Origin of the sequence: Spirosoma oryzicola (genome assembly GCF_021233055.1) — a bacterium.
GTDB lineage: Bacteria > Bacteroidota > Bacteroidia > Cytophagales > Spirosomataceae > Spirosoma > Spirosoma oryzicola.
Genome location: NZ_CP089538.1, coordinates 146,488 through 165,000 on the forward strand (window position 1 = coordinate 146,488; position 18,513 = coordinate 165,000).

Below are 18,513 nucleotides of genomic sequence, written 5' to 3' on the forward strand. Positions count from 1 at the left end.
TTGAGCATTACGCTTTTCCGCAATTACAAATATTCCTAATTTTGCAGTCCAAATTGCAAACAAATGAGCAAAAAGAACAGTGGACTGGATTTTTTGGAAGATTCAGACGCATTAGAGGGGAGATTAGAGGATGTTGGTGATTTTTTCCAACAGAACCGAAATATCGTTTTAGGTGTAGTCGGCGGCATTGTGTTGCTGGTCGTTGGTTTCTTTGGCTATCGCTATTACGTAAGTAGCCAGGACGAAACAGCGCAGGTCGAACTATTCCCATCGGTTTACAAGCTCGAAGCCGATTCACTGAAGAAAGCCCTCAATGGCGATGGCAGAAGCCCTGGCCTGCTGAGCGTTGCCGACAGCTACGGCGCAACGCCCGCTGGTAATCTGGCCGAGTTTTACGCGGGTGTTGGCTTACTGAAAGAAGGTAAGTACGACGAAGCCATCGATCGTCTGAAAAGCTTTAGCTCATCGGATCTGCTGGTGCAGGCGCGTGCTTATGCGCTCATCGGTGACGCTTATACTGAGAAGAAAAGCTATGACGAAGCGGCTGATTACTATCAAAAAGCAGCTGACTACAAACCCAATAAATTCTTTACGCCCGGCTATCTGTTGAAACTAGCTATTGTTCGCGAACAGGCTAAGCAAAACGATAAAGCCATCGAAACGTACAACGACATTATCGAAAAGTATCCCCAATCTGCCGAGGCTGTTACTGCCAAGAAGTATAAATCCGTGCTGGATGCAGCGGTCGGCGAGTCGTAGGCGTACTTGAACAACTCAATACAGCGAAGGACAAAGCCGACCGAGGTTTTGTCCTTTTTTTGTCAATTGTCTCAACCATTTCCGAGTAGCAGTAGGTAAGACAGTCGTTAATTCACTAAACTTCGCCGGGTTTCCGGTTTCTTTACATGGCATCTGATCAAAAAAACCTGAGTGTATTTTCAACCGATGATCTGCCCGATATCAGTCATCGCCGGTTTGCGATTCTTGTTTCTGAATGGAACACGGAAGTAACGGAAGCTTTGTTCGCGGGTGCGTATCAGACGTTGCTCCAGCACGGCGCTAAAGCTGAAAATATCGTCCGGGGCAATGTGCCGGGTAGTTATGAGTTGAGCCTGGGCGCGCAGTGGTTTGCTCAGCGCGATGACATTGATGCCGTGATTGCGTTAGGCTGCGTTATCCAGGGCGAAACCAAGCATAATGATTACATCAATCACGCCGTTGCTCAGGGATTGACGAACGTTGGTCTTAAAACGGGTAAGCCCGTTATTTTTGGCGTTTTGACGCCAAATGACCAGCAACAGGCACTTGACCGGGCGGGCGGGAAGCACGGGAACAAAGGCGACGAAGCGGCTATTACGGCTGTTAAAATGCTGGGCCTACAAAGACAGGTTTATTCATTTCAGTTTTAAATAAAAGGCAAAGGAGTGCATGAGTGGACGAGCGAATAACTCGTTACTCGTTCGCTCGTTCACACACTCACTCGTTTAGTATGCACGTCTGGAAATTTGGCGGTACATCGGTCGGGAAGCCCGAGCGCATGCGGTCCATCCGTACCCTAATCACTGAAGACAATACTCGTAAAATTGTCGTCCTGTCGGCTTTGTCCGGCTCAACCAACAATCTTTTGGCGATTGGCGAATCTCTGAAAGCCAATAATGACGCCGAAGCGAATGCGCAGATCGATTCGCTCAAAGCGCATTACGATAGCTTCGTTGATGAACTGTACGGAACGCCGGAGGGGAAAGCCGCCGGGCAACAGATTATTGACAGTGAGTTTTCGTTTATTCGTTCACTAACGGGGATTAAGCCATTTACGCTCAAACAGGAAAAAGAACTGGTAGCGGAAGGCGAACTGCTGAGTACCCAGATTTTTCAGGCGTATCTGGCCGAAGAAGGTGTCCCATCGACGCTTCTGCCTGCGCTTGAGTTTATGCGGATTGATGCCGACAACGAACCCGAAATTCAGTTTACGGAGGAGGCACTGGCAACAATGCTGCCACAGCATGAAGACAAGCAGATCATTGTTACGCAAGGGTTCATCTGCCGCAATCCGCGTGGGGAAGTAGACAACCTCAAGCGGGGCGGATCTGACTACACCGCTTCGTTAATTGGCGGAGCGATTCGGGCCGACGAAATCCAGATCTGGACGGATATCGACGGGATGCACAATAACGATCCCCGGATTGTTAAGAATACGTTCCCGGTGCGTGAGCTAACGTTTGATGAAGCGGCTGAACTGGCTTATTTCGGAGCTAAGATTCTGCATCCGTCTACCATTACGCCCGCTCGTATGTTTGGTGTTCCGGTTCGGCTCAAGAATACGATGGACCCGGCTGCTCCCGGTACGCTGATCGCCGACCGAACGAGTGACCAGGTGTTTAAAGCGATTGCGGCTAAAGACGGAATCACGGCCTTGTACATCCACTCGACTCGTATGCTGAACGCTTACGGTTTCCTGCGTCGTATTTTCGAGATTTTCGAGAAGTACAAAACGCCCGTGGATATGCTGGCAACGTCGGAAGTTTCTGTGTCGGTCACCATCGATAATACTGAACGGATCAACGAAATTTCCGAAGAGCTAAGCGCCTTCTGTACGCTGGAAGAACCCGATTATGATCAGACAATTATCTGTATCGTGGGTAATTTCAGTGCTGACAACGAAGGCGTAGCGTTACGGGTGTTCAATGCACTGAAAAATATTCCTATTCGTATGGTTTCCTACGGTGGTACAGAAAGCAACTTATCGCTGCTGGTTCACGGTCGTTACAAAGCGGAAGCGCTTAACGCCCTGAACGAAGGCTTGTTCTCACTGTAATACCACGTACCGAAATCGTATCAACAAACGAGAGTTTCGACTCTCATCCATGCAATGCTACAACTTAATTTCATCCGCGAAAATAAAGATACTGTATTAGCGGGCCTGCGAAAAAGACATTTTGCCAATGCCGAAGCGGTCGTTGAACAAGTGTTGACCCTCGACCAGCAACGGCGCGATACCCAACGTGAACTCGACGATGTTCTGGCTCAGTCCAACGCAAAAGCAAGTCAGATTGGCGCGTTGATGAAAGCGGGTAACAAGGCAGAAGCGGATGCGGCTAAAGCGGAAACGGCTGTGTTGAAAACCCGTTCGAAAGATCTTGCGGATGCATTGCGTCAGTTAGAAGCCGACCTACAGACAGTTCTGGTCACGATCCCGAACATTCCGCACAGTAGCGTACCGGAAGGACGGACCGCGGAAGACAACGAAGTCGTACTGGAACATGGCGAGAAGCCAACCCTTCACGAATCGGCCCAGCCTCACTGGGAACTGATCAAGAAGTACGACATCATCGATTTCGAGCTGGGCGTAAAAATTTCGGGTGCAGGCTTTCCGGTCTACAAAGGAAAAGGCGCTCGGATTCAACGGGCGCTGATCAACTTTTTCCTCGATGAAGCCTTGAATGCGGGCTTCACGGAAGTGCAGCCGCCTATTGTTGTGAACGAAGATTCGGGCTTTGGAACCGGGCAGCTTCCCGACAAAGAAGGGCAGATGTATTTCATCACGGAAGAAAAGCTGTATCTGATCCCAACGGCGGAGGTTCCCATCACGAATATGTACCGCGATGTGATTTTACCCGAGAACCAGTTGCCGGTTAAAAACGTGGGATATACACCTTGCTTCCGGCGCGAAGCGGGTTCGTGGGGAGCGCACGTACGGGGCTTGAACCGACTGCATCAGTTCGATAAGGTCGAGATCGTACGGATCGAAAAACCCGAAAACTCGTATGCCGCCTTGGACGAAATGAGCCTGCATGTGCAATCGTTACTACAAAAGCTCGAACTACCGTATCGGGTGTTGCGGCTGTGCGGTGGCGATATGGGCTTCACGTCGGCCCTGACGTACGACATGGAAGTTTGGTCGGCGGCTCAGCAGCGCTGGCTTGAAGTAAGCTCGGTTTCAAACTTTGAAACGTATCAGGCCAACCGGCTCAAGCTACGCTCTAAGGTAGAGGGCAAGATGCAACTCCTGCACACGCTGAACGGATCGGCGCTGGCATTGCCTCGTATTCTGGCATCGATCCTCGAAAACAACCAGACGCCGGAAGGCATTCGCATTCCAGCGGTTCTGGTTCCATATTGCGGCTTCGATGTGATCAGCTAACAATCGCAGGAGTAGTTGCCGTAGCCGGGATAACGCGGTGATAAGTTACCGGAAATGCTGACAACCCGATCAAGCGGTACCATCTCGCCGTTAGCCAGTTCAAGCAGCTCGGTATCACCTTCCCGGCAAAGTTGCTTGATGGTAACGTCAGCCTTGATAAACTCGCTCAGGTCGGTTAAGTACTCGAGCCGAACGAATTTGCCGGGGACAATAGCGGCCCGAAATAAAGTTTCAGACGCAACGAAATCAGGTTTGTTCAATGAGGTTTCCATACCTAAAGAACAAGTTATAAAAACGAAACGTGCCCCGATCCAGATCGGGGCACGTTTCGTTTTTGTTTAGAAAGTTGTTAGTACCGAACTCCTTCTAGTTGTTTCTGAAATTCACGCAGGATCGTTTCTTTCATGGCAATCTTGCGCTTCTGGGTGTTAATCTTGTTCAAGACCTGCTTGTCCGCGTCGTTATTCGGGTCAAGACCATCGGCATCCTGGAGTGAGAATTGCAAGTCGCTTTTCTCCCGTTTGACCAGATACTCCATTTCCCGAATCTTCGTCCGAATTTGTTCGGATTGACTTTTTAGTTCGAAAGCCGGGTATTTCCGGGTCAGTACACGTCCTAAATAACTTAGCTCAAAAATCTTGTCGCAGGCGGCCCGGAAGCGTTCATTGAGGTTTTTGTCCTGCAATTTGAAGGGCACCCGAATTTCCTTCCAGCTATTGAGCAGCACTTTCGCGCGTTCGGCAGCTGCAAAAATATCCGATTGCTTCGACAGACGTTCGGCTTCATCAACCATTTTCATCTGCGCTTCAATCCGGGGATCGATTTTCTTCTCAATGACAATGCCCTTCGCGTCGTTATACTTCGTGTAGAACATGGTCGTTGCTTTCTTGAACTGCTTGTAAAGCTTCCCACTCTTTTTGATGGGGACTTCACCGACCATTTTCCAGGCGTTGTTGAGCTTACGAACTTCCTGAAAAGCGGCATCCAGATCGCCCAGTCGGTTCGCCCGGAAAGCCAGCCGAATCAGTTCGTCGTACTTGTCCAGCCGCTCCTGAATAACCTTGTTCTGTTCGTTGAAGAATTCACGTCGGCGTTGGAAGAAACCATCCAGCAACTCCTGAAACCGCCCTTCTATTTCGACTTCGGCGGTCTTATCAACAGGACCCGTTTTGATCCATTTCGTTTTGATCTCCTGCAAAGCGTCTGCCGTTTCTCGCCAGTCTGTACTATTGGCGATTGCTTCGGCTTCGGCAATCAATGCACGCTTGATCTCCAGATTCTTGAGTTGATTGACCGTAATTAACTCCGACAAGAGTTTCTCCTGCGAGTCCAGGCGGTCGAGCAGGGGCGGAAAATCGCCGAGGGCATCAAAACCGAGCAGTTTTTTTCGGAGCTGAACCAGCTTAGTCAGGTAAGAGCCTTTATTCTGGGCTTCCTCAATGTCATTTTCTAGCTGGCTGACTTTGTTCTCAGCAATAACGAAGCGATTCTTAAAATAGTCGAGCGCTTCCTGCTCAGTGCGTTTAACTTCGCCAATCTGGCGATCTTCGTAATCCAGGTAGCCTTTCAAAAATACCTTTCCGTCTTTGACGTAACCGTATTCATCTACCAGTGAAGCGTTTTCCATTACTATACTTGGTTAAGGCTGCGCTGTGGGTTAATTTTGAGGATTATTGCCAACCACAAATCTATTAGAAATTAATGAGTCAGGAAACCATAATTTTCTCCATGGCGGGCGTGAGTAAAAATATTCCGCCCAACCGACAAATCCTAAAGAACATATATCTTTCCTTTTTTTACGGCGCTAAAATCGGCGTTTTAGGATTAAACGGCTCTGGTAAATCTACACTGCTGCGCATTATCGCCGGTATAGATAAGAACTACACGGGCGAAGTAGTGTTTTCTCCTGGCTATTCGGTTGGGATGCTCGAACAGGAGCCTCAGTTCACACCCGGCAAGACCGTTCGGGAGGTTGTCGAAGAAGGCGTACAGGAAGTTGTTAACCTGCTCAAAGAGTTTGACGAGATCAATGAAGCCTTCGGTGATCCGGATGCCGACTTCGACAAACTGATTGCCCGGCAGGGAGAAGTTCAGGAAAAACTCGACCATTATAACGCTTGGGAACTCGATCAAAAACTCGAACGGGCGATGGATGCGTTACGCTGCCCGCCGTCCGAAGCGATTATCGATAACCTGTCAGGTGGTGAAAAACGGCGGGTTGCCTTATGCCGTCTGCTGCTTCAACAACCCGACGTGTTACTGCTTGATGAGCCAACCAACCACCTTGATGCCGAATCGGTATTGTGGCTGGAAGAACACTTGCGGCAATACACGGGTACGGTCATCGCCGTGACGCACGATCGGTACTTCCTGGATAATGTAGCCGGTTGGATTCTAGAATTGGATCGGGGCGAAGGCATCCCCTGGAAAGGAAATTACTCATCCTGGCTGGATCAGAAGCAGCAGCGGTTAGCCAAAGAAGAAAAGACCGAGTCGAAGCGGCAAAAAACCCTACAACGCGAGTTGGAGTGGGTGAAAATGGCACCAAAAGCTCGTCAGGCCAAATCGAAAGCTCGTCTGGGCGCTTACGAAAAGCTGTTGAGTGAAGACGTAAAACAGCGCGAAGACAAACTTGAAATCTTTATTCCACCGGGACCGCGTCTGGGTGCAAAGGTTATCGAAGCCAGCGACGTGGCCAAAGCCTTTGGGGAACGACTGCTGTTCGAAAATCTGGAGTTCCGGTTACCACAGGGCGGAATCGTGGGTATCATCGGACCGAACGGAGCCGGTAAAACCACGCTTTTCAAACTGATCACGGGCCGTGACAAGCCTGATGCCGGTACGTTTGACGTAGGTGATACAGTTAAGGTCGCTTATGTCGATCAGGAACACGATGGGCTTGATCCGAACAAGACGGTGTACGAAGCGATTTCGGGTGGTAACGAGTGGATTATGATGGGTGGCCGTCAGTCCAACGCGCGCGCTTATGTCAGTCGATTCAATTTTGCGGGCGCGGATCAGGAAAAGAAAATCGGAACATTGTCGGGTGGTGAGCGCAACCGGGTTCACCTGGCGATGACGCTCAAGGAAGGCGCAAACCTACTGTTGCTTGATGAGCCGACGAACGACCTCGACGTTAACACGCTGCGGGCTTTGGAAGAAGGTCTCGAAAACTTTGCCGGTTGTGCGGTGGTTATCAGCCACGACCGCTGGTTCCTTGACCGGATTGCGACCCACATTCTGGCGTTTGAAGGCGATTCTCAGGTGTATTGGTTTGAAGGTAACTTCTCGGAGTACGAAGAAAACCGACGCAAACGCTTGGGTTCCGACGCGACACCAACCCGGATAAAGTATAAAAAACTCGTTTAGGCGCTGGTTGATTGACTCAACACTAAAAAAAGCGTAATCTCAGTTTAAGTACCTTCGTATGTATTACGGCTATTTCAATGGCACCATTGCACCCACCGATCAGTTGGCTGTTGGTGTCACCGACCTTGGCTTGCTTCGCGGCTATGGCTTGTTCGATTACTTCCTGACCTACAACGGTAGACCCTTTCAGTGGGATTGGTACTGGGAGCGCTTTCAGAACTCAGCGACGCGGTTGCACTTGCCGCTTCCGATCAGCAAGAGCGAAACCTACACCGTCCTCATGGATCTGTTGGAGCGGAGCGTCGGAGCAGGAGCACCAGCTGATGTCGCCTTTCGGTTTGTGATGACCGGAGGATACGCACCCGATAGCATCAGTGTTGTACGTCCCAACTTGCTGATCCTAACTGAGGAAATCCATCCAACTCCGCAGAGTCAATACGAACAGGGTATTAAGGTGATTCTGGATGAGTACGTTCGGGAAATGGCCGAAGTAAAAAGTACCGACTACAAACGGCTTATTCTGATGGCTCAGGCTATCCGGTCGGCGGGTGCCTCAGACGTGCTTTTTCAAAAAGGGGGTGAAATCAGCGAATTGAGTCGTAGTAATTTCTTTATTGTAAAAGGAGACCAGCTCATCACGCCTAATCGCAATATTTTGCACGGCATTACGCGCCGGACAGTCATGCAGTTGGCGCAAGGTGACTTTGACGTTCAGGAGCGGCCGGTGCTGCTGTCTGATCTCTACGATGCCGACGAAGCGTTTACGACCAGCTCGACCAAGCGGGTATTACCCATTACGCAAATCGGTGAACTGACGATCGGTGATGGATACGTTGGCCCTAAATCAACGTTTTTGTTAGAGCGCTTCGATGAACTCGTAAAAAACTGGTAGTTACAATGACTCTACGGAAAGCTGGATGCTGACCAACATTGGTTCAGTATCCAGCTTTCTGCTTTTGGGTTTACCACTTTCCCTGTGCTTTCATAACCTGTTCGATTACGTCACGGGCGGCACCGCGTCCACCCAGCATCGGTGAAACATAATCGCAAACGGACTGGATTTCGTCCACAGCGTCCGACGGACACGTGCTAAGTACATCCGGGCGACTTAAAATAGGGAAGTCGGGAATATCATCGCCCATGTACAGAATCTCGCTTTCCTTTAAGCTGTCGCGGGTGATATAACCGAGGTAAGCATTTAATTTCTGGTCCGACGGACCTCCCATAAAAACGTCCTTCACATTCGTTGCTGCCAGCCAACTGCGTAGGCCATCAGCGTTGGCCGCTGAGACAATACCCACACGAAATCCTGCTTTTAAAGCGCGCTCGATGGCATAGGTATCGCGAATGAAAACGGTGCGAAAGCGCTCACCGGAAGCTAGCAAATGGACGCTTCCGTCCGTTAGTACGCCATCTACGTCGAAAATAAATGTTCTTATTTGTTTAAAACGTTCTTGCATGGTGGTCATGTTGTAAGTTTACTGGTAATCGACTGACTGTTCTATATTTTTGTTAAATGAATAATTACAACCCGTTATTGGCTGGATCGGCGTCGGGCGAACTTCCATCGGCGTTTCAGGCGCAAATGCAAGCACAGTTAGGTACTGAGTTTTCCTCGTTTGAATCAGCAATCAAGCAGGAAACGCCGGTTAGCATCCGCATAAACCCCAGAAAGCAGCAGTACGACACAACGGGTCTGGACCGGGTGCCCTGGTGTTCAGAAGGGTTTTATTTGAACGAACGGCCAAGTTTTACCCTCGATCCGTTGTTTCAGGCGGGGGCTTATTACGTGCAGGAAGCTTCGTCAATGCTTTTGCAGGAAGCGTTGAAGCAAACCGCCAATCTTAACCGTCCTCTGCGGGTGTTGGATTTATGCGCGGCTCCGGGCGGAAAAAGTACGCTGCTTGCGTCAGCATTGCATCCGGATAGTTTACTTGTTTGTAATGAGGTCATTCGGAGCCGGGTGTCGGTACTTCGGGAAAATCTCGACAAGTGGGGATACGCCAATGTCGTCGTCAGCAACCACGATCCGGAAGATATGGGTAACCTGGCGGGTTTCTTCGACGTAGTTGTCGTGGATGCTCCGTGTTCGGGTGAAGGCTTATTTCGGAAAGATCCTGACGCGATGAACGAGTGGTCGGAGGATGCGGTACAGCTTTGCTCGGCCCGGCAAAAACGAATTTTATCGGCAGCCGCTCCCTTACTCGACGAAGGGGGAATTTTAATCTACAGTACCTGTACCTACAATGATTCGGAAAATAGCGAGAACGTCCGTTACTTAACCCAACATGGGTTTCGCAACCGCGCGCTCACGTTACCAGCGGAGTGGAACGTAGCCGAACGATGGTCCGACAATACGGTTGGGTACCAATGCTACCCCCACCGGGTTCGGGGCGAAGGCTTTTTCATCAGCGTGTTTCAAAAAACGGCATTCACCGCTGCTGTCAAACTGGATGCTCGTACGTTTCGCAGCATTCGGGCGTTGCGTCCACGCGAAACGGCATCGGCGATGACCTGGCTGCAAAATCCGGCCAACTTTTCGCTGTGGGAAAAACCGAACGGGGACGTTATGGCGTTGCCTAAAGCGCTGGAAAAGCAGTTCTTATTTTTAGATAGCGCCCTGCGTAACAAAGGATTTGGTCTAGAAATTGGGCAGTTTAAAGGAACTGACTTTATTCCGTCCCACGCGCTTGCCTTAAGCACGATCATCAACCAAAATTTGCCGGCGCTTTCGCTGAGTAAGGAAGAGGCATTACGTTACTTTAAGAAAGAAAATCTGGTATTTGACCAGCCCGTTAAAGGCTGGCAGCTAGCCCAATACGAGGGAATAAATTTAGGTTGGGTGAAAGGCGTTGGGAACCGGGTAAACAATTACTTGCCAAAAGACTGGCGCATTCGTATGGACATCAAAGAATACATATGAAACGGTTTTTTACCATTAGCGGCTTACTGTTGACCTGTATCGTGGTCAGTTATATGCTAGGACCATCGGCGCACCACGACCCCATAAAAGACGAACCGATTGTGCTTGACCCCGATCTGGTAAGGCTCGAACAAACGATTGCGGAGTCGGAAAGCAAAGCGAATCTGCGGCCCGATAACGAAGCCCGGATTGTATGGGCCGATAGTCTGCACAAAGTCAAAACGCCGTATAGCATCGTTTATATTCCTGGTTTTTCGGCGACCTGGGCCGAAGGCGAACCCGTTCACCGGCAACTGGCGAACCGGTTTGGCTGCAATTTGTATCTGGGCCGCACGTACGGACACGGGGTCGATTCACCGGATGCGCTCAAGGACCTGACTCCCGGTAATTATACCGCGTCGGCTGAGCGGGCGCTGGCGATTGGTAAGGCATTAGGTGAAAAAGTAATTGTAATGGGTACGTCGGCGGGCGGGATGCTAACGCTTTATCTGGCCGCTCATCATCCTGAAATTTACGGTTTGGTGCTTTATTCACCCTGCATTGCGGTGGCCAATCCAGCCCTGAAACTGGTCACTAAGCCGTGGGGAAAGCAGATTCTTAACCAGGTATTTCAGGGCGAATATGTGGTTAGTGACTATAAAAAGCCTGGTCGTGTGCGGTATTGGCTACCCCAGTACCATACTAACGGGTTGATTACACTGCAAACGATGCTGGATGAGTACATGACTCCCGAGCTGTTTCAGAAAGTAAAGCAACCGCTATTCATGGGCTATTATTATAAGGACTCCGCTCATCAGGATAAAGTGGTCTCGGTAGATGCCATGCTGGCTATGTTTGATGCACTTGGAACGCCTTCCGACCAGAAAGAAAAAGTAGATTTCCCCAACGCCGGTGAACACGTGATTGCGTCAAAATTCACATCGAATGATCTAAAAGGAGTATACAAGGCTACCGAAACCTTCATGGCGAATGTACTGAAGCTACCGGCTGTGTCGACAGAAAGACCCGCTATCGCCTTAGGGCGTAACGGTAGCTTGACCAAAAAATAACGTAACTTTGGCGTCACGCTGTTGTTTGCCTCTAGGCGATCACAGAGCACAGTTTCAGGAAAAGTCTGTTACGGCGGCTTATGAAAACTGTAAACCGAAAATCGCACCGGTGACCCGGTATAAACTTAATACAATGGCTTACGGATTACTGAATGGAAAACGCGGCATCATCTCCGGTGCCCTGGACGAAAAATCAATTGCCTGGAAAGTCGCTCTAAAGGCGAAAGAAGAAGGGGCTACGTTTACGCTGACCAATGCGCCAATCGCTATGCGCATGGGCACTATCCGCCAATTGGCTGAACAATGTGAGGCTGAAATTATCCCGGCTGATGCTACGTCGGTTGACGATATTGAAAACCTGTTTACCAAATCAACGGAAGTGTTAGGCGGAAAAGTAGACTTCGTGCTGCATTCCATCGGTATGAGCCCCAACATCCGTAAAGGCAAAGCGTATACAGATCTGAACTACGATTGGTTTAAGCAAAGCCTTGATATTTCGGCCTTGTCGTTCCACAAAATGCTGCAAACGGCTTACAAACTTGACGCCATCAGCGAGTGGGGTTCTGTTGTCGCATTGACATACATGGCGGCTCAGCGTACGTTTCCGTTCTATACCGATATGGCCGATGCGAAAGCGACGCTGGAATCAATTGCCCGCAGCTTTGGCTACCATTACGGCAACTACCGGAACGTACGGGTGAACACCGTATCGCAGTCACCGACGCAAACGACGGCGGGTGGTGGTATCGGCGGGTTCGATAAGTTTTTCGACTTTGCCGAAAAAATGGCTCCGCTGGGGAATGCTTCTGCCGATCAGTGTGCCGATTACGTAGTTACGCTTTTCTCCGACCTGACTCGTATGGTTACGATGCAAAATCTTTTCCACGACGGTGGCTTTGCAATGACGGGTATTTCTGCCGAGGTTATGGACATGATGACGAAGCAGTAGATCCGCTGACGTACATTAACAGAAAAAGCGCGATATGGGTATGTCGCGCTTTTTCTGTTAATGTACTATTGTTAAAACTTGATTTCTTGAGTCAAGTACGTTTCCTGGTTATCGCCATTGATGCGGACAGTGGCTCTCAGCGGTTTTTCGTTCCAGTTAACAGTGATCAGACCGTAATTCAGCTTTGCCACGATAGGGCCGACGCGGTGTTTATTAACCTCTTCGTGAGGTGCCGATACGTGCGTTAAACCGCTACTCGTAATATCGTATAAATCATAGCCCAAGCCCGGTACGGTCACTCTGGACACCTCCGCCTGATGGCGATCTCCGCTAATCATCAAAGCTCCTTTAGGTTTTGTCTTTCCTAATAGGTCGAGTAGTCGTTGGCGCGCCGTCGGGAAGTTGGCCCATTTTTCGTACACATGATCTTCGGGTAGGATCTGAATACCAGAACCAATAACATGCACGTCGGCGTCTGAGTTGGTCAATTCTTTTTCCAACCATTGCCACTGTGCTTCGCCCAGGATGTCGCCCGACGGGTCCGGTACATTCGCTTTGCCGTCGCCCGCTTTTTTCAAGGGGTCACGGAAGTAACGAGCATCGAGCAAAAGCACTTTGACGCGCTTACCTTTGGGGCCATAAGAATGCGACGAGTAAGCTCCTTTCTGCGTTCTCAACGGACTATTGGTTGGAACATCCAGAAAATCGAGCATAAGTTGCTGGCTCTCTTCCCGCTTCGGATATTCCTTCCCGCCGTCGTTAACGCCATAGTCATGGTCATCCCAAACGCCAATGATGGAGGTCGATTGCCGCAACTGCTGGTAAACCGGGTTCGCCTTTTGCACCGCATACTTAGCGCGTAAGGTATCCATGCTTTGGGAGTCACCGTAGATATTATCACCAAGCCATATCCACACATCGGGTTTTTGAGCCACAATATCGTCCCATAACGGTTGTGGAAGGCTTTGGCGGCTGCACGACCCAAAGGCAATGGTCGTAGCCGGTTTCTGATCAGTAACAGTACTGAGCTTGGACGACCGGCATCCGGCCAGCGCCAGGCTGCCAATAAGGCCAAACGTAAGGAAGGTTTTCATCGAGTAGGTTTGTGTTGTGGCATAAAAGTAAAGAACCCGCACCTCAATTGGCGCGGGTTCACGATTCGTTAACAAACCGAAAAAGCGTTTACTCTTCCCAGCTTCGTATGATCCGGCTGCCGTTTTCGGTCGATTCAGCCCGAATGAAACAGTCTACTTCCTGCTGCAATTCTTCGACGTGTGAGATAATGCCGACCACTCGGTTTTCGGTACGCAGGGCTTTCAGCGTTTTAAAAACGGTTTGCAAAGCGTCTTTGTCCAAGGTACCAAATCCTTCGTCGAGAAAGAAAAGGTTTTGGTTGGCTTTGGTCAAGTGCCGAATATTGTCTGACAACGCCAGCGCCAGCGACAGAGCAGCCTGAAAGGTCTGGCCACCGGACAGCGTTTTCACGCTGCGGACCTGACCTCCGTTGAGGTAATCGCGCACCTGGAAGTTGTTTTTTTCGTCAAGTTCAAGCTTTAGTTGGTTGTTAGTCAGCTTGAAAAAACGGTCGTTTGCCGATTCGCAGAGGTTTCTGAGATAAACCGATGAGACGTAATTAACGAACCCCTGCGCCCGGAACAGTTCGTCCATTTTTTTTAGATCCTGCCGTCGTAGGTCAAGATCGTCGTAGCGCTTCTGATGTCCCTGCTTTTGCTGCCACTGAGCTTCGAGGGTTGTCAATACAGTAGTCGCCCGGCCGTGTTCTTTATTGAGTTCGTCTTTCTGCGCTTGTAACGTTGCCAGTTGCTGCTGAACAGTGGTCAATGCAATGGCATCGAAAGGGTGTTCAGCTAGTTCGATCATCAGCGCTTCGACCTGTTGCTGTAAACCAACCCGTTTCTCCGTATACTCTTTGATCCGCTGTTTTTCCCGATGTACATCCAGAGCGGACCGCAAAATACGATTCACCTGCTCCCGAACCAGACCCTGATCCGTGAGGTTTTTGTCGATGCTGGCTTCCAGTGTCTGGATTTCTTTCGCAATGTCGGCCAGTTGAATTGTCAGTTCCTGAATCTGGGCCTCCGTGGCTGCTGCTTCTTTCTCGGCGATTCCTTTGTGCTTGTCGGCATCCTCGAAATTGAGTTTTGTCTGCTCATACGATCGGGTCAATGATTTACGCAGCCCATCAATCTGATTCAGGTCCCATCCATTCACTTCATCGAGCCGAAAATGTTCCAGCGATTCGGCATCCCGCTTTAATTGACCTGTCAACCCCGCGATGGCATTATCGACTTCCGCGTTTTTCTTCGCCAATTCGTTATAAGCGTGTTCGGCTTCATCGATGAGTTTATCCAGATCCCGAACCGCTTTTTGGGCTGCCTGAAGTTTTTGCTGCCCAGCGCTTTCCTGTTTAATGGCCTGCGCAACTTGTCCTTCCTGCTCTTTCGAGAATTCTGACCAGATAAATGTGTCCTCGTGTTCCGTAAGCTGCTGGACGATTTCGGCTCGTTCCTGAATAAGCCTTTTCCCGTTATTCAGCTCACCGCGTAGTTGCGTAGTGAGTTCTTTGATCGTCAACTGTAAGGCTGTAGTCTCCTCAATCCGTAGCTCAACCTTTTGTAACGCAGCCAAACTTTTTGCCAGGTCGGAACCTTCACCAGTGCCTCTGTGGCGGGTTGTATGATGTTCTGAACCGCAAAGCGGACAAGGCTCTCCTTCGTTCAGGGCATCGGCATACTTCCGTAGCTCATCCTGGACAAATAGCTGCTGATGTTTTAGTCTACGCTCTTCGCGAATAACTTTCAGTTGGGCAATCGCTTCTTCGATCTGATCAGGCAGAACTTTAAGTGCCAATTGTGTCCATTCGGGTTTAAAGCCGATCAGTGCCTCGTCTTTGCGCTGCTTAAGTTGTTCAAGAGTCAGGTCGTAGCTGTCGATGGCGGTCTGCAAATCGTCGGCCTGTTTCTTCAAAGGTTTGTAGGCCGTAAACCAGTTCTGTACCTTATATAAGCGTTCAAGATTTGACGTTTGCCCAAGTGCTGTATCAAGAACAAGCTGGTGTTTGGCGCGATCCGTCTTGCAGCGGTCTAACTGATTTGTCTGCTGATTAAGCTGTGTTGTCAACAAATCCCGGTTACGCTGTTGCAGCGTGATCGACTGCTTTACCGTTAAGATGTGCTGAACGGTGTCCAGTTCATCGATTTTCTGTTGTAACTCATTCCGCGACTCGTAGGCTTGTTTGGCCGCATTGTATACACCCTGTAAACTGGCCAGCCGCTTTGTTATGGTCGTAAGCAGCTGATTGGCTTTGCGCTCCGCTTCGGCCAGTGACGATTGTTTTCCAATGAGTTTTTCAAGGCTGGCAAGATCGGCTTGGAAAAGCAACAGACAACGCTCATAGATCGCTATATCGCGCTCCAATTGATGATACGCGGGTGCCTGCGTAAGAAGTTGCTCAAGTTCCTGCTGGACTATCGTTAAGAGCTTACTTTTATTCTGACTATCGAGCAGACGCTTTTCGTCCGGAATCAATAGCTTGATTTCGTCGTCGTTCCGCGTCAGTGACTCTATAATACGGGCGATGTTATCTTGCGCAAGATTGATCGCTTCTGGATTCACGGTTTCCAACGGAGCCAGTAAACCCCGTAATTCCGAAAGCTGTTCGTCATTCGCTTTGCTCAACCGCCCAACCCGACCCGCCAGATCGTACTGCTCAAGATTGAACAGCTTGTTCATCATTTCGGTCCGTTCGCGCGGGCTGAGTTCCAGAAACTCCCGAAACTGGTTTTGGGGAATAATAATGGTCCGCTTGAAGTTCTCGTAATCAAGCCCTAAAATCTGCTTCGATAAAACCGCTATATCCTCTTTTTCATTACCAATCGGATGCCATTGGTTAGCCTGACGGATAAACATTCGGCGTTCACCGGGTGTAATCTCGTGGTGCTTTTTCGGATGCCGTTTTGATTCGTAGACAAACTTGTATACTTGCTGCTCTGGACCTGCCTGAAACTCGAAGTCGATGATCAAGTGCTTCGACTTCAGGTTCATCATATTATAGGCACGCTTGTCCTGGTCGTTCAGGCGCTCTGTTTTACCGTACAAGGCAAAGCTAATAGCTTCCAGCAATGAGGTTTTGCCGCTACCAACCTTGCCGAAAATGCCAAATACACTCGACCCGATTAGCTGCTGGAAGTCTACTTCCTGTAATTCTTGGTACGAATAAAGGCCCTGAATTGACAGCTTAATGGGTATCATTCGGATTCGGTGGCTAAAATTTCTTTAAACAATTGCTGAAGCCGCTCATTCGGTTCCTGCCCTTTGTTTTTGCTTTTGAAGTAATCCGTGAAGAGCGTATTCATACTTTTGGTAAGGTCTATCGTTGGTACGCTTTCCTGCTCGGGCATCTCTACATCACGAACATCGGGAATAATCGTCACCAACGACGTGTGAGCCTGCTGAAGCTGTCGGCGCTCTTCACTGGTTAGATACGTTGCTGTTTGCATCGTAATCTCTGGATAGCAATCCGGATTTTGTTGAAGCCATTCAACGGCATCAACGACGTGTGTGAATCGAGGACGTAAAAGCCGCTTACCACTGGTGAGGGGTAACGGCGTAACCGTTACGGGTTGCCCCGCTTCAGCGTCAATGAGCACAACATACTTCTGCTGGTCGGCTTCCGCAAAACTGTACGCTAGCGGACTGCTACTATAGATAACCGGACTGGGTCCTCCACCTATCTCCTGATAACGATGTAAATGGCCCAACGCTGTATACTGCACTTGCGGAGGAATCATGTCCGTGTAAACAACGGAGGCTCCGCCAACCTGCAAAATACTACGCTCATCGTCCGATTCCTCGGGTTGCTCGCCCCCGCGTTTCATAACGAACAAATGAGCGGTTAGCAGATTGACGCCCTGATCATCCATATAAGTATCCGCTAGTCCTGCCCAGTGTTGCTGCAACTGCTGCCGAAGTTCATCACCAAAACTTGTCTGTCCGAAATACGAACGCATCCGGCTTTCATTGGCATAAGGCGTAAGAATGATTCGTACCGGCGCTTCGTGACCAGGTAGCTTCAGTTCAACAAAGCCAGGAGCTGAGCGTAACAATTTCGCCTGACAACTCAATTCGTACGAATGAACCTCTGTTTTCGGAAAACCGGCGAAAACAATACCACATTCGCGCCCAAAATGATCTTGTGCTTCTATTCGATATGGATTGTCATGATTTCCGGCAATCACGACTACAGGACGCTTACCACCTGCCGTCAATTTCTTAAGCGTACTATATAATAAGTCCTCGGCTTTGGGATTGGGATTAAATGAATCAAACAAGTCACCCGCTACAAGTACCAAATCGGCTTGTTCCCGCTCGACCAGTTCAATAATCTCATCCAATACAGTCTGCTGCTCCTGGAGTCGTTGAAAATCCTGGAGCCGTTTTCCTAGATGCCAGTCCGCTGTGTGTATAATTTTCATACTTCAACCTCAGATGAGGATACACGTTTCAAAAGGATACGCAATATAATTCATCGCACCACAAATCGACTAGAAAATGGCTTGTCTAAAGGTTATTGAAGCTAGAAAAGCACGCTTAGACGAGCGATATCGCTAATTCTCTAAAATTGTTTGAAAATTTTTTCGAATGGTAAAGTGCTGACTGCTTGCGCATTAGTCTATTTTGATAAGGTGCTCGCTAAACTATTTTTGGTAGGGGTCTTGACACGGGGTAAAAAGACCCCTACCTTTGCAGTCCCAAATGAGGGAAACAGTTCGAAATACAAAACGCAAGTCCTTGTCTTTCAAGCCGTTACACGCAAAGCGCTGAAAATCAAGTCAAAAAAATATTTTCAGTTTTACTTGACAAACAAAAATAAGTCTCGTACCTTTGCACTCCCAATTACACGGGAACACAACGACAACCAAAACTAAGCTTTTGAGCGTCAAGGTGTTACAAGCGAAAGCCACCGAAAATAAAGTAAAAAATATTTTCACTTTCACTTGACAAACGGGAAACAAAGCAGTACCTTTGCACTCCCAAACATTGAGAAACAAACGAACACCAG

Annotated in this window: 15 protein-coding genes; 9 read left to right on the top strand and 6 right to left on the bottom strand. The window is 49.3% G+C overall.

From position 1 onward, the window contains the following. Positions 1-63 precede the first annotated feature (63 nt). The 4 genes from LQ777_RS00570 (at position 64) to serS (ending at position 4,141) form a co-directional block, all read left to right on the top strand. On the top strand, positions 64-759 hold the full coding sequence (locus tag LQ777_RS00570) for a tetratricopeptide repeat protein (protein WP_232560579.1): 696 nt from the start codon (positions 64-66) through the stop codon (positions 757-759). A gap of 146 nt (positions 760-905) precedes the next feature. After that, complete coding sequence (gene ribH / locus LQ777_RS00575; protein ID WP_232560580.1) at positions 906-1,409, top strand: 6,7-dimethyl-8-ribityllumazine synthase; 504 nt, start codon at positions 906-908, stop codon at positions 1,407-1,409. Positions 1,410-1,489: 80 nt separating this feature from the next. Then, positions 1,490-2,815, top strand: a complete 1,326-nt coding sequence (locus LQ777_RS00580; RefSeq protein ID WP_232560581.1) for an aspartate kinase — start codon at positions 1,490-1,492, stop codon at positions 2,813-2,815. Between the two features lie 54 nt (positions 2,816-2,869). Next, complete coding sequence (gene serS, locus LQ777_RS00585) at positions 2,870-4,141, top strand: serine--tRNA ligase (RefSeq protein WP_232560582.1); 1,272 nt, start codon at positions 2,870-2,872, stop codon at positions 4,139-4,141. Here the strand turns inward: serS and LQ777_RS00590 are convergent. Both LQ777_RS00590 and LQ777_RS00595 read right to left on the bottom strand, forming a co-directional pair. Continuing rightward, on the bottom strand, positions 4,138-4,413 hold the full coding sequence (locus LQ777_RS00590) for a hypothetical protein (RefSeq protein WP_232560583.1): 276 nt from the start codon (positions 4,411-4,413) through the stop codon (positions 4,138-4,140). The genes serS and LQ777_RS00590 overlap by 4 nt on opposite strands. Positions 4,414-4,490: 77 nt before the next feature. Further along, positions 4,491-5,768, bottom strand: coding sequence for a DUF349 domain-containing protein (locus tag LQ777_RS00595; RefSeq protein WP_232560584.1), 1,278 nt, complete (start codon positions 5,766-5,768; stop codon positions 4,491-4,493). 74 nt (positions 5,769-5,842) lie between these two features. Between LQ777_RS00595 and ettA the strand changes: the two genes are divergently transcribed. Together ettA and LQ777_RS00605 are read left to right on the top strand one after the other, a co-directional pair. Next, positions 5,843-7,510: an energy-dependent translational throttle protein EttA gene (ettA, locus tag LQ777_RS00600; protein WP_232560585.1), complete on the top strand. Its 1,668-nt coding sequence runs from the start codon at positions 5,843-5,845 to the stop codon at positions 7,508-7,510. Positions 7,511-7,568: 58 nt separating this feature from the next. After that, positions 7,569-8,402 (top strand): aminotransferase class IV, encoded by an 834-nt coding sequence (locus LQ777_RS00605; protein WP_232560586.1) that lies wholly within the window; start codon positions 7,569-7,571, stop codon positions 8,400-8,402. 70 nt (positions 8,403-8,472) lie between these two features. Here LQ777_RS00605 and LQ777_RS00610 read toward each other — a convergent pair whose 3' ends face one another. Next, entirely contained in the window at positions 8,473-8,979 is a 507-nt protein-coding gene (locus LQ777_RS00610; protein WP_232560587.1) for a KdsC family phosphatase, read from the bottom strand. A 47-nt stretch (positions 8,980-9,026) separates the two neighbouring features. Here LQ777_RS00610 and LQ777_RS00615 point away from each other — a divergent pair, with 47 nt between their 5' ends. The 3 genes from LQ777_RS00615 (at position 9,027) to LQ777_RS00625 (ending at position 12,431) form a co-directional block, all read left to right on the top strand. Continuing rightward, a complete protein-coding gene (locus tag LQ777_RS00615) occupies positions 9,027-10,433 on the top strand; it encodes an RsmB/NOP family class I SAM-dependent RNA methyltransferase (protein WP_232560588.1) in 1,407 nt (468 codons plus the stop codon). Then, positions 10,430-11,482 (top strand): alpha/beta hydrolase, encoded by a 1,053-nt coding sequence (locus LQ777_RS00620; protein WP_232560589.1) that lies wholly within the window; start codon positions 10,430-10,432, stop codon positions 11,480-11,482. The genes LQ777_RS00615 and LQ777_RS00620 overlap by 4 nt, the downstream gene beginning before the upstream one ends. Before the next feature lie 133 nt (positions 11,483-11,615). After that, positions 11,616-12,431, top strand: coding sequence for an enoyl-ACP reductase FabI (locus tag LQ777_RS00625; protein ID WP_232560590.1), 816 nt, complete (start codon positions 11,616-11,618; stop codon positions 12,429-12,431). Positions 12,432-12,502: 71 nt separating this feature from the next. Here LQ777_RS00625 and LQ777_RS00630 read toward each other — a convergent pair whose 3' ends face one another. The 3 genes from LQ777_RS00630 to LQ777_RS00640 all read right to left on the bottom strand — a co-directional run bounded on the left by LQ777_RS00630 (position 12,503) and on the right by LQ777_RS00640 (position 17,926). Then, positions 12,503-13,525 (bottom strand): alkaline phosphatase D family protein, encoded by a 1,023-nt coding sequence (locus tag LQ777_RS00630; RefSeq protein WP_232560591.1) that lies wholly within the window; start codon positions 13,523-13,525, stop codon positions 12,503-12,505. 88 nt (positions 13,526-13,613) lie between these two features. After that, positions 13,614-16,703, bottom strand: a complete 3,090-nt coding sequence (locus tag LQ777_RS00635; RefSeq protein ID WP_232560592.1) for an AAA family ATPase — start codon at positions 16,701-16,703, stop codon at positions 13,614-13,616. Then, on the bottom strand, positions 16,700-17,926 hold the full coding sequence (locus tag LQ777_RS00640) for a metallophosphoesterase family protein (RefSeq protein ID WP_232560593.1): 1,227 nt from the start codon (positions 17,924-17,926) through the stop codon (positions 16,700-16,702). The genes LQ777_RS00635 and LQ777_RS00640 overlap by 4 nt, the downstream gene beginning before the upstream one ends. Between the last annotated feature and the right edge of the window lie 587 nt (positions 17,927-18,513).